The sequence below is a fragment of the Gilliamella sp. X-23 genome (assembly GCF_057063545.1).
In genome coordinates this window covers 210,734-222,552 of sequence record NZ_JBXSQG010000001.1, presented here as the reverse complement: position 1 = coordinate 222,552, position 11,819 = coordinate 210,734, and the positions used below count along the sequence as shown (strand labels likewise).

Here is an 11,819-nt window from a genome sequence, read left to right as displayed (position 1 = left end):
ATTTTTTTATATTCAATTGCTCGGATAATTATGAGTTTTGTCGATTTTATTACTATTTTTATAGCGATTGTTGTTAGTGTTTTAATAACTTTCTATCTAGGAAAACGATGGCTATTTTGGTTTGATTTTAATTTCATTGGCTGTCATCGATTTATTTATTGGATCGTTGTTTTTATAGCCGGATTATCGCTAATATTTTCTAAAATATTTAATAATATATCAACTTATTGGTTGCCATTATGCTGTAATGTTATTACTGGTTTGATGATCTGCTGCGTTTTTACTTCGCTTACTTTTGACACTGTACGTTGGCTTAGTAAAAAAAAGGTTAAACCCAATTTATGGCTTAAAATTGTTTATATTATTGTCTCCGTAGTATTGTTTTGTTTTGGTCATGAAATGGCAATTAATCCAAAGATCGTTAATTACCAAGTTAAAATAGATAAGCCCGCAAATGTTGAACGTTTACGTATTGTTCAACTTTCTGATATTCATCTTAATGAACTAACGACACATCGATTTATTCAACAAATGGTCGATGAAGTGAATAAGCTTAATGCTGATTTTATTGTGATTACGGGGGATACATTAGATAAACGTTTAAAACCTTTTACACAAAATGGTTTTGATAAGCAATTTCAACAATTAAGATCAAAATATGGTACTTATATTATTTTTGGTAATCATGAATACTTAGCTACTAACCAAGAAAATAACCGAGAAGAAGATATTGCTAATGCTTTTAGGCAAGCAGGTATGAAAGTATTAAAGGATGATATCATTTATTTTGATGATATAGGGATTACATTAGTGGGCCGAGATGATTTTTCTTCATTTCATTATGATGTAAATAGGGCTTCACTGTCAGATCTTATTATGTTTACTAATACTGATTCACCAATTATTTTATTAGATCATCAACCAAAAGACCTTAATGAGCCAGAAAAATTGGGAGTTGATTTGATGATTTCTGGGCACACTCATGCTGGGCAAATATTTCCTATTAATATTATTGAAAAATTAATATATAAAAATACTTATGGATTATATAGAAACGAAGATCATCATTTTAGCAGCATTGTGAGTAGTGGATATGGATTTTGGGGACCACCAATTCGCTTAATGACTCGTTCCGAAATCGTGGTAATGGATATCGTTTTTGATAAAAATACACACAATGAATAAATATATTTGAACAGGAATTTGATTTTGTCTTATCAACTTATTATTAGTAATGATCAGTTAGCTGATTATTGTTCAAAAATCGAAAATAGCTCGGCTTTGGCTTTAGATACTGAATTTGTTAGAACTCGAACCTTTTACCCTCATTTGGGTTTACTGCAGGTATTTAATGGTGAACATGCAGCATTAATTGATCCAATTAATATTACTGATTGGCAGGCTTTTTTGGCTATATTAAATAATCCAACTATTGAAAAATATTTTCATTCGTGTAGTGAAGATATTGAGGTCTTTTCTTATCATTTTGGCTGTGTTCCAACACCGATTGTCGATAGCCAAATATTAGCTTCTTTTCTAGATAATCCATTAAGTAGTGGGTATGCTAGTTTAGTAAAAAAATATTTAGAGGTCGAACTTGATAAGAGTGAAACCCGAACAGATTGGCTAAAACGTCCATTAACTGAAAAACAGTGTAAATATGCTATTAATGATGTGTTATATCTTTTCCCATTAATTAATATTTTAAAATCACAGTTAAGTACTAATCATTATTTACAAGCAGCTTATCAAGAGTGCCAAATGGCGGTTGTCCGTAAATCGGAATTAATGGATCCAAATGATGCTTATCTAAATATTAAAAATAGTTGGCAATTGAAAGGGAAAAATTTAGGACAATTGTATAAATTAGCGAGCTGGCGATATAGATTAGCAAAAGAACAAGATATTGCTATAAATTTTGTAGTACATGAAGAAGTATTATTGAAAATTGCACGCTTTTCACCGACATCATTAGGAGAACTTGATAAGTTAGGTATGAAAGGGAAAGAAATTCGCTTGTATGGTCAAATAATTTTGGATCTTTTATCTACTCCCATACCCGAAATTCAACCAATTCGCCGAGTTAATAGCTATCCAGATTATAAAAAAATTACTAGTGAGTTAAAACAAGCAGCACTGACTATTTCTTCACAAACAGGTCTTAGTGAGGATTTATTGCTTTCACGTCGATTAATTAATCAATACATAAAGTGGAAAATCGATAAAAAGGGAAAGGTACCAGAATTATTAATAGGTTGGCGTAAACCTTTATTTGAGCAGTATTGTCTTTGATTATTGGTTAAGTGTAGGCGTAGTTTGTGCATTTAATGATTTTTTAATCCAACAATAGGTAAAGTCAGGTTACGATAAATAGCTAATAATCGAATAACCAGTGTAACCAAAATACCAATGAATGTTGAATATTCTAAAGGTAGTTTAAATGCATTATAAGCGATAACATGGATTGTTCCGCCGATGACGCAAGCAGTGGCATAGATGTCGGTTTTAAATACCATTGGAATATCTCGAGCAAGTACATCTCGAATAATACCACCACCTACTCCTGTCATCACGCCCATACAAACCGCCACTAAGCTGTTTACGTCAGAATAAATCGCTTTGTTCACGCCAATACCCACAAATACAGCAAGGCCAATTGCATCTAATACAGAAAATAACCATTTAGGGACTGTAATTGATGATGAGTAACGTAATAAGAGCATGGTGACTAACGAGGTTATGATAGCAATATACAGATCAGTGGAATCAGTGATCCAAAAGATCGGACCATGATTTAAAACAATATCGCGGATTGTACCACCACCAATAGCGGTGATGACCGCTAACACTAAGGCCCCGATTGGATCCATTTCTTTTTTAGCTGCTAGTAGTACACCAGAAATAGCAAATACAATGGTACCTAATATGTCAAACCAAAAAAGATAACTCACGCAAGCTCACTTAGCATTGATTCAACAATGAGTGATGATTGTGTTGCAGCTAATTTTAAAAAGGATTGAAAATCAACTGCAGATTCATTATCTCCATTATCCGAGATAGCGCGAACAACCACAAATGGTACTTTAAATAACCAGCAAACATGACCAATAGCTGCGGCTTCCATTTCAACAGCAATAGCATTTGGGAAAGTTTGTTTTATTCTTGCTAAATTGCTTTTACCATTTATGAAAGCGTCTCCACTACCAATCGAACCTTCAATCGCATTAACTCCGTGCTTTTTGATACAGATTTTTGCTAATGATTGGTATTTTTGATCAGCATCAAATGCTACAGGACAACCTGACATTTGACCTGGCTTGTAACCAAAAGCAGTCAAATCAACATCGTGGTAAAAAACATCTTTTGAAACAATAATATCACCAATATTAAGGTCGGACGATAACCCACCAGCCGAACCAGTGTTGATAACAGCATCTACTTTATAATTATTTAATAATAAGGTAGTACCTGATGATGCAGCTACTTTACCAATACCAGATTGAAGCAGTACGATTTCACAACCAGCAATTTGACCTAAATGAAAATCACAACCTAAATAACGCTCAACGTGATAATGAGTGATTTTACTTTTTAATATGGCTACTTCTTCTTCCATTGCAGCAATAATAGCAATTTTCATGCGATCCTCTTGGCTTAGTTTGGGTAACTTCAAATTAGATGTGCTATCATAGTTTGAGAAAATAAATTTGACAATATATGAATCAATCGGAGCTGAAATTGCGAACAATATTTATTACAGGCTGCTCAAGTGGAATAGGGCTAATCTCGGCCATTGCTTTAAAAAAACGTGGCTATCGTGTTATTGCTTCGTGTCGCAAATCATTGGACCAACAAAAACTTATCGAGCAAGGATTTGAAACTGTGCTTCTTGATCTTGACAATCCAGACTCAGTCAAGCAAGCCGCTCAAGAAGTTCTCGTTTTGTCTGAAGGCAAATTATATGCGTTATTTAACAATGCAGGTTACGGTGTTTATGGGCGATTAAGCACGATCAGTCGGGATCAGTTAGAATCTCAATTTTCCACCAATTTTTTTGGTGTCCATCAGTTGACGCAATTACTGCTTCCAGCCATGCTAGAACAAAATGAAGGGCGCATTATTCAAACAAGTTCCATTGTTGGTATTGTTGCAACCCCGGGGAGAGGGGCTTATTCAGCCAGCAAATATGCCTTAGAAGCTTGGTCTGATGTGTTAAGGTTGGAATTAGCACAAACCAATATCAAGGTTTGTTTAATTGAACCTGGTCCATTAAAGACATATTTTTCAAACAATGTAAATCAAACAGAGCAAAAGAATATGGTAAAAAATCCACCTATAGCTCAACGATTTACTTTACCACCCGAGGCTGTTTTGCCTTACTTATTCCATGCCCTTGAACACGGCAAACCCAAAATACGTTACAGGGTAACAAAAATAACAAAAATAGCAGCTATTGCTAAACGTTTGCTTCCTGATAGATTAATGGATAAAATTTTAAAGAATAAATAATAAATAATAAATCATTATACCCTAGGACATAATATGCAAAATCAATTTATTTTTGATGTTAGTGAGCAAAATATTCAAGATGTGATTGAAAGATCATCGACATCCCCAGTGTTATTTTATTTTTGGTCAGCTAGAAGTCCAAATTATGAGGTAATGACTCAAACATTAACTAAATTGGCTAATGAACATCATGGGCAATTTATTTTAGCCAGTATTAATTGTGATGAACAACAAATGTTAGCTGCTCAATTTGGTTTACGGGCTATCCCAACGGTTTATTTATTTCAAAATGGTCAACCTGTAGATGGTTTTCAAGGACCTCAATCTGAAGAAACCATCAAAAATTTTTTAGAAAAAGTGTTACCAAATGAAGATGAGCTTAAATTAATTGAAGCACAAAATTTATTTCATGAAGCCAAATATGAAGAAGCATTACCACTGTTACGGCAAACTTGGAAATCACTTACTGATCATTTGGGTAAACCAAGAACAGATATTGCATTAATGCTAATAAAATCACAAATTGAACTTAAACAGCTAAATGAAGCAAAAGAAGTGCTTGCAACTATTCCTCTACAAGATCAAGATTCAAGTTATCATGGATTACAAGCCGAAATAGAACTACTTGAACAAGCCGCTAATTCTCCTGAATTACAGCAATTACAAGCAGAATTTGCTCAACACCCTGATAACGTTGAATTAATGATTCAATTGTCTTCTCAATTAATGCATGTAGGGCGTCATGAGGAAGCATTAGAGTTGTTATTTAAACCGCTGACAAAAGATCTTAATGTTGGTGATGGACAAGTGAAGAAAACATTACTTGATTTACTAGCAGCATTAGGAACAAGTAACCCGTTAGCTAGTAGTTATCGACGTAAATTGTATACTTTATTATATTAAGATTTTATGAAATTTAAACTGGAACGAATTTTTAAGCATTTACTTATAGGTTTATTATTTTTGCTAAGTGTAAACAGTAGGTTTGCTATTCTATGTGCTTCTTATGTTCGTTCTCTAAAAAAAGATATACATAGAAGTAAAATCGATGAACTAAATAAAAAATTAGCACAAAAAAATTCGAATATAAAAATTATAGATAGAAATTTATAAGTGAAAAGATTCAACAATAAACTATTGTTGAATCTTTTTATTTAGTGTTCAATAATGCGAGGAAAATCTTCATTACTACGTAATGTTAAGACTTCAACACCATTTTCAGTAACCAAGATAGTGTGTTCATACTGAGCCGAAAGCCCATGATCTTTGGTTTTGACTGTCCAGCCATCTTTCATGGTACGGGTACGCCAATCGCCTGTATTTATCATAGGTTCAATAGTAAAAGTCATGCCTGGTTTTAAAATTACACCGCCGTCATCAGCGTCATAATGTAAAACTTGAGGTTCGTCATGATAGACTTCACCAATACCATGGCCACAATATTCCCGAACTGAAGAAAAACCAAATTTATCGACATATTTTTGAATCGTTTTACCAATTTCCTTTAAACGTATACCGGGTTTGATAATTTTAATCGCCTCGTAAAGGCTTTCTTGTGTAACTTGGCATAATTTTTCACCTGCGATAGTTGGCTTGCCAGCAATGTACATTCTAGAAGTATCACCATGATAACCATCTTTGATAACTGTTACATCAATATTTAAAATATCACCATCTTTTAGCTTTTTGTCAAAACTTGGAATACCATGGCAAACCACATCATTAATTGAAATGCAACTAGTGTGTTGATAGCCACTATAGCCAATATTAGCTGGAATAGCTTTTTGAACATTAACAATATGTTCATAACAAATTTTGTCTAGTTCACCAGTACTAATGCCCGGTTTAACATAAGGTTCAATCATTTCTAATACTTCAGCTGCAAGTTTTCCAGCTATTCGCATTTTTTCAATTTCGGCGGGGGTTTTTAACTTTATAGACATTAAATTTTTCCTGTAATATTAATGACAATATCCTATCATACCCCGTTATTTCGTCAAATCATACCGGATGATTAATTATGCATTTTGCTTATATTCTTATAAAATTTTGTAAAAAAGTTTCAGGAAAGTATATGTTTTAGTATAAAATAAAAAATTATACTTATTTTAATACGGTTTTATATATAATAACTTATTATAAAAAAGGGTTTTATCGCAATGCAATGTCGTTTTTATCAGCAGAAAAAATGTTTATCTTGTCAGTGGATGGATAAACCCTATCATGCACAACTAGCAGAAAAACAAAATAATCTGTTACAACAATTAACTCAATTTAAACCTAATGACGTTTTAGAACCTTTTGCTAGTAATGAATTCGCTTTCCGTAATAAAGCAAAAATGGCGGTGTTAGGTACTGTTGAAAGACCTATTTTAGGGATACAAACCGATAATGAGATGGTCGATTTATGTGATTGTCCTCTTTACTCAAATAGTATGCAAAACATCCTAAAACTTGTTCGAACTTTCATCCGTAAACAGGGACTTGTACCTTATAATATTAATAAGCGAAAAGGAGAGTTGAAATTTGTTATAGTTACTGAAAGTAAAGAGAATAATACAAGCTTTTTTATGCTGCGATTTGTTTTAAAATCGCACAAATTTGTCGAAAAAATAAATAATTCTTTTAAACAATTACAAGATAAAATACAAAATTTAAAGGTAATTTCAATAAATATCCAACCTAATCATGCAGCTATTTTAGAAGGGAAAGAAGAGTTAGTTTTAACCGACACCTCATTTTTACCAATAATATTAAATGGAGTTCCTCTTTTCATTAAGCCTAAAAGTTTTTTTCAAACAAACAGTGTTGTTGCCAGCAATCTTTATAAAACTGCAAGTGACTGGGTCACAAATTTATCTATTCACTCAATTTGGGATTTGTTTTGTGGTGTAGGTGGTTTTGGCTTAAGTTGTGTTAGTCTTGCTATTGAAAATCAAATCCAGCTGACAGGAATTGAAATTAGTCCAGATGCGATTGAATGTGCAACAAAATCAGCTAACAAGTTAGGTTTTAAGCGGTTAACGTTTAAATCACTTGATGCTACCCAATACGCTATTGCTGAACAATACATTCCAGATCTAGTGCTGCTTAATCCACCAAGACGAGGGGTTGGTAAAGTGCTTATGCAGTATTTAGAAAATGTACAACCAAGCTATATTTTATATTCAAGTTGCAACTTAACCTCGTTAGTCGAAGATTTGATGTTGTTATCCAACTATCAAATCATGAAAGTGCAACTGTTTGATATGTTTCCCCATACTTCACATATGGAAGTCTTGGTTTTATTACAAAGAAAAGATAGATAATTTAATTATCAAACCCTAATATTATCTTCAATCTATGAGGTAGTTGTTATATTTAAAAATCTGCTAATATTCAATTATCTGTGATAAAAATAGTGAATTGTATTTTCTAATCATTAAATTACAAATTATATTTAGTTTTTATTTTAAAGGTTGTTATAAATTAGACCATTGTTAATATCAAATTATGTTAATATAAAAAAATAAATAATTTCATTTAAGGAAGGCAAAATATGATTCCTGATGTTTCTAAAGCGCTTAACTGGTTAGAAAAACACTACACCATTTTACAAGGTATTCAACGCGGTGTTGAACGTGAAACTTTACGCATTTTGCCTGACGGGACATTGTCGAAAACTTCATTCCCCGCAAAAATTGGCGCAGCGTTGACTCATCCTTGGATAACAACTGATTTTGCTGAATCAATGTTAGAATTTATTACACCGGTTAATACCAATATCGATTATATGCTAACGTTTTTACGCGATCTGCATCGTTATGCTAGTGTAAATATTGATGACGAAATGATGTGGCCATTAAGTATGCCATGTTTTGTTGCCAATGAAGAAGATATTATTTTAGCTCAATATGGTTCATCAAATGAAGGGCGTTTTAAAACGGTTTATCGAGAAGGTCTAAAAAACCGTTATGGTGCAATGATGCAAACCATATCTGGCGTTCATTATAATTTTTCATTACCCATGGCATTTTGGCAAGCAAGAGATGGTGTGAAAAATACAGAAGAGGGTAAAGCTGTTATTTCTGAAGGCTACTTTACATTGATTCGTAACTATTATCGCTTTGGTTGGGTTATTCCTTATTTGTTTGGGTCATCACCATCGATGTGCTCCTCATTTATTCAAGATCCACAAAAAGCAAAAGCCTTTATTGAACAAACAAATGGTAATTGTTATTTGCCTTACGCAACCTCTTTAAGGTTAAGCGATATTGGGTATACTAATAATGCACAAAAGCAACTAGGCATTACTTTTAATCATTTAGATACTTATGTTGAAGGATTAAAACGAGCAACGCATACAAAATCAGCGGAATTTGCTAAACTGGGCATCAAAGTTGATGGTCATTATCGTCAATTAAACGATAATGTATTGCAAATTGAAAATGAATTTTACGGGCCAATTCGACCTAAAAGAGTTGCAATGACTGGGGAGTCGCCGTCGGATGCACTTTTACGTGGCGGTATTGAATATATTGAAGTACGCGCATTAGATGTTAATCCATTTTCACCGGTGGGGATTACTGAAGAACAGATACGATTTATCGATCTATTTTTAATTTGGTGTGCACTAGCACCAGCGCCTGAAATGAGCAGTCAAGAACTTGAGTGTGCCAAATTAAATTGGAATAGGGTAATAATGGAAGGACGAAAACCAGGGCTTGAGATTGGTATTGGTTGCAATAGCTATCGAGAACCTTTGTCCAAAGTTGGACACCAATTATTCAAAGATTTATTACGTGTTGCTGATGTTTTAGATCATCAAGATGACAAGCAGGGTTATCGTAATGTTTGTGAGCGTTTAGATTTGATGTTTGATCAACCTGAATTAACTTTATCAGCAAGAACACTACAAGCAATAAGCGATTTAGGTACAGCAAAATTTGGTTTAGCTTTAGCAAGCCAATATAAAAAACAGCTTATGGCAGAACCTTTAACATTATTAACTGAAAGTGATTTTGTTCAACAATGCAATTTATCTATTGAAAAACAGAGGAAGAAAGAGCAGAGTGATACTTTAACTTTTGATCAATATTTACAGAAAAAATTGAACGATAAAAATGTTTAAAAATCGATGTTATACTTTACGTTATCAGGCAAGCAACGAAGTTGAGTTGCTATTGCCTAATCAACAAATTACAGTTAATAAACCGTTAATCGATCAAACATCATTTACTGTTTTAGTTTGGAATATTTTTAAACAAAAGAAATCTGATTGTATCACTGTACTCAAACAATATGCTGATAAAGCTAAACTAATCTTATTACAAGAAGCACAAACAACATTACCTTTACTTCATTTTATTTCACAGCATAATAAAATTGCCGATCATGTCCCTGCATATTGTTTTAACAATATTTATGCTGGGGTCATGACAATCTCTGACTCGTTACCAACTTCACTTTTCTCTTTTAGAGAGAAAGAACCATTAATTCGTGTTCCTAAATCTGCTTTAATTACTATTTATCCGATTAGAGATTCTAAGCAACAATTATTAGTTGCTAATATTCATGCTGTAAATTTTAGTATTGGTGTAAAAGTATACCGTCAACAAATACGCATGTTATTAACCCGAATAAAAGAACATAATGGTCCAGTTATTTTGGCTGGGGATTTTAATGCATGGAGTAAACGGCGACTTGATTTGTTGTATAACCTTGTTCGTTCAATTGAACTTAAGCCTGTTGATTTCTCTATTGATATTAGAAAAAAATTTATGGGTAGACCACTTGATTTCGTTTTTTACCGAGGATTACGACTTGATACAGCGGAAATTATTAGCACAACTACATCAGATCATAATCCTATATTAGTAAATTTTAGATTGGATTTGCATCCACAATATTAATCGTCAAAATATCGCCTTCTTGGACACGAGCGTTTTTCAGATTATTCCATTGAAGTATATCCGTTATTTTAACTCTATAATTTTGTGCAATAGAATATAAATTATCTCCAACTTTAACCTGATAAGTTATCTGCTTTTTACCATTAGAACTTGCATTAGCAGTAAAAATAGAATTCGTTTTTCTATTATCAATTGCATTATATTTAATGGTTGTCGTTGATTTAACTTCAAATGGCATATTGGTATGCGGTACATCTTGTAAAAGCTCAGTAACTTGATTTACTACTAAGTTTTCTGCTTTCAGTTTTTTAAATAACTCTTGAGCATGAACATATGGTACTAGCAAATGAAACGGACCATTGACTTTTTGCTGCACATAACCAGCGTTATATGTCATTAAATCATTCAATGGTAGGCCCGTATATTTAGCAACCTTAGCTAATGAAATATTTTTAGACATATCAATACGAACAAGCGAGTTTTCATAATTACAATCAGGCAATTTAATACCATATCGTTTGTTGTTTTTTACAATATCAATAATGGCTAAAATTTTAGGCACATAATGCATTGTTTCAGTTGGTAAATCAAGAGACCAATAATTGGTGGGTAAACCATTTGCCTGGTTTTTTTCGATAGCTTTTCTTATTCGACCTTCGCCGGCGTTGTAAGCGGCTAATGTTAATAGCCAATCACCATTAAAACGATTATTTAAGTTTTGCAATAACGAAATAGCTGAATTTGTTGAAGCAATAAGATCTCGTCGTCCGTCAAAATAACTATTTTGTTTAATGCCATATTCTTTGGCGGTAATTGGCACAAATTGCCATAAACCAGCCGCTTGCGCAGGCGAAGTTGCCAATGGATCGTAAGCACTTTCAATCAATGGAATTAAGGCTAACTCAACAGGTAGATCGTTTTTTCTTAGTTGATTAATAATGTAATAAACATAAGGTTCCGAGCGTAATGCAACAGTTTCAAATCCTTGCGGGTTACGTAACAAACGCTCTCTTTCTGCTTTGATGCGGTTATTTTCAGGTACTTTCACATTGATCTGAGTTAGCATAAATTGCCAAGGATTTTGCGTGACAGATGTGCGACTAATGCCGCCACTCTTAATGCTACTAGTAACTATTGATTTTGAGTTAGATTTTTTATAGACGCTATTATTGTATTGAGAACCATGGTTCTGACAAGCACTCAAAGATAAACATAACATTGTAAATATTAATAACTTTTTCATTAGTTTGTGACTTTTACTCAAATTAAGTTTGGCATTATACCTAAAAAATGTCTTTTTGGCTCCTAAAAAAAAATAAACAAATATAATTAATTGTTAAATTTAAATTTATTTTTTAGTTAATGCTTATGCATCGTAAAAATAAGTTTATTTATTTTTCTTTAGACAAAATAGACGGT

11 protein-coding genes are annotated in these 11,819 nt (G+C 32.9%); 7 read left to right on the top strand and 4 right to left on the bottom strand.

The annotated features are described in order from the left end of the window. The first annotated feature begins 30 nt into the window (after positions 1-30). Both ACYH9I_RS01235 and rnd read left to right on the top strand, forming a co-directional pair. The gene (locus ACYH9I_RS01235) at positions 31-1,185 is read left to right on the top strand and encodes a metallophosphoesterase (protein ID WP_483558279.1); all 1,155 of its coding nucleotides are present in this window, start codon (positions 31-33) and stop codon (positions 1,183-1,185) included. A 24-nt stretch (positions 1,186-1,209) separates the two neighbouring features. Continuing rightward, on the top strand, positions 1,210-2,292 hold the full coding sequence (gene rnd / locus ACYH9I_RS01230) for a ribonuclease D (protein WP_483558277.1): 1,083 nt from the start codon (positions 1,210-1,212) through the stop codon (positions 2,290-2,292). A gap of 32 nt (positions 2,293-2,324) precedes the next feature. Here the strand turns inward: rnd and ACYH9I_RS01225 are convergent, their stop codons facing one another. Next, a complete protein-coding gene (locus tag ACYH9I_RS01225; RefSeq protein WP_483558276.1) occupies positions 2,325-2,951 on the bottom strand; it encodes a TRIC cation channel family protein in 627 nt (208 codons plus the stop codon). After that, a complete protein-coding gene (gene mtnN, locus ACYH9I_RS01220) occupies positions 2,948-3,640 on the bottom strand; it encodes a 5'-methylthioadenosine/S-adenosylhomocysteine nucleosidase (protein ID WP_174797809.1) in 693 nt (230 codons plus the stop codon). The genes ACYH9I_RS01225 and mtnN overlap by 4 nt, the downstream gene beginning before the upstream one ends. A 77-nt stretch (positions 3,641-3,717) precedes the next feature. Here mtnN and ACYH9I_RS01215 point away from each other — a divergent pair, with 77 nt between their 5' ends. Continuing rightward, complete coding sequence (locus ACYH9I_RS01215; RefSeq protein ID WP_483558274.1) at positions 3,718-4,509, top strand: SDR family oxidoreductase; 792 nt, start codon at positions 3,718-3,720, stop codon at positions 4,507-4,509. A 33-nt stretch (positions 4,510-4,542) separates the two neighbouring features. Then, complete coding sequence (locus tag ACYH9I_RS01210; RefSeq protein WP_483558272.1) at positions 4,543-5,412, top strand: co-chaperone YbbN; 870 nt, start codon at positions 4,543-4,545, stop codon at positions 5,410-5,412. 251 nt (positions 5,413-5,663) lie between these two features. Here ACYH9I_RS01210 and map read toward each other — a convergent pair whose 3' ends face one another. Beyond that, on the bottom strand, positions 5,664-6,452 hold the full coding sequence (gene map / locus ACYH9I_RS01205; RefSeq protein WP_483558270.1) for a type I methionyl aminopeptidase: 789 nt from the start codon (positions 6,450-6,452) through the stop codon (positions 5,664-5,666). Positions 6,453-6,668: 216 nt separating this feature from the next. Here map and rlmC point away from each other — a divergent pair, with 216 nt between their 5' ends. The 3 genes from rlmC (at position 6,669) to ACYH9I_RS01190 (ending at position 10,400) form a co-directional block, all read left to right on the top strand. Further along, on the top strand, positions 6,669-7,817 hold the full coding sequence (rlmC, locus tag ACYH9I_RS01200) for a 23S rRNA (uracil(747)-C(5))-methyltransferase RlmC (protein WP_483558268.1): 1,149 nt from the start codon (positions 6,669-6,671) through the stop codon (positions 7,815-7,817). 230 nt (positions 7,818-8,047) lie between these two features. Then, positions 8,048-9,619 (top strand): glutamate--cysteine ligase, encoded by a 1,572-nt coding sequence (gene gshA / locus ACYH9I_RS01195; RefSeq protein WP_483558266.1) that lies wholly within the window; start codon positions 8,048-8,050, stop codon positions 9,617-9,619. Beyond that, positions 9,612-10,400: an endonuclease/exonuclease/phosphatase family protein gene (locus ACYH9I_RS01190; RefSeq protein WP_483558264.1), complete on the top strand. Its 789-nt coding sequence runs from the start codon at positions 9,612-9,614 to the stop codon at positions 10,398-10,400. Before gshA ends, ACYH9I_RS01190 begins: the two co-directional genes overlap by 8 nt. Here ACYH9I_RS01190 and ACYH9I_RS01185 read toward each other — a convergent pair. Next, positions 10,372-11,643 (bottom strand): transglycosylase SLT domain-containing protein, encoded by a 1,272-nt coding sequence (locus ACYH9I_RS01185; RefSeq protein ID WP_483558262.1) that lies wholly within the window; start codon positions 11,641-11,643, stop codon positions 10,372-10,374. The two genes, ACYH9I_RS01190 and ACYH9I_RS01185, sit on opposite strands and share 29 nt — an antisense overlap. Positions 11,644-11,819 lie beyond the last annotated feature (176 nt).